Origin of the sequence: Pedobacter nyackensis, from assembly GCF_032678475.1 — a bacterium.
Taxonomy (GTDB): Bacteria; Bacteroidota; Bacteroidia; order Sphingobacteriales; family Sphingobacteriaceae; genus Pedobacter; species Pedobacter nyackensis_A.
The window spans coordinates 1-612 of sequence record NZ_JAVTSF010000022.1; the positions used below are offsets into that span (position 1 = coordinate 1).

1 protein-coding gene is annotated in these 612 nt (G+C 47.1%); it reads left to right on the plus strand.

Features of this window, described 5'->3' with window-relative positions; genetic code table 11:
* Window positions 1–612, plus strand: a 612-nt coding sequence (locus R2Q84_RS25215; RefSeq protein WP_316819379.1) for a YDG domain-containing protein, incomplete at both ends; no start/stop codon positions are given.

The following is a 612-nucleotide window of genomic DNA, read 5'->3' on the forward strand; positions in this document are numbered from 1 at the left end:
TCATTGCCGATAAAATCTACGACGGTAATACTACAGCAACGATCAGCGGAACAGCAGCATTAAATGGGGTATTGCCAGGCGATGCAGCCAGTGTTACCCTTGGTGGTACACCATTAGCCACTTTTGCCAATGCCTCAGTAGAGACAGGTAAACCAGTAACGGTAAGTGGTTACAGTATCAGTGGTAGTGCTTCGGGTAACTACAGTTTAACACAGCCAGCAGGCTTAACAGCCGATATCACAGCCAAAACAATTACGATTACCGGCATCAATATCAGTAACAAGGAGTACGACGGAAATGTTACAGCAACGATCAGCGGAACAGCGGCATTAAACGGGGTATTGTCCGGCGATGTAGCCAATGTAACTTTAGGCGGTGTTCCGACAGGGACTTTTGCAACTGCAGGACTGGGCACAGCTAAATCAGTAACCATAAGCGGCTACAGCATCAGTGGCAGTGCATCTGGAAATTACAGTTTAACCCAGCCAGCAGGCTTAACAGCAAGCATTACGGCAAAATCAATTACGATCACCGGCATCAATATCAGCAACAAGCAGTACGATGGTAATACCACAGCAATGATCAGCGGAACAGCAGCATTAAGTGGTGTAC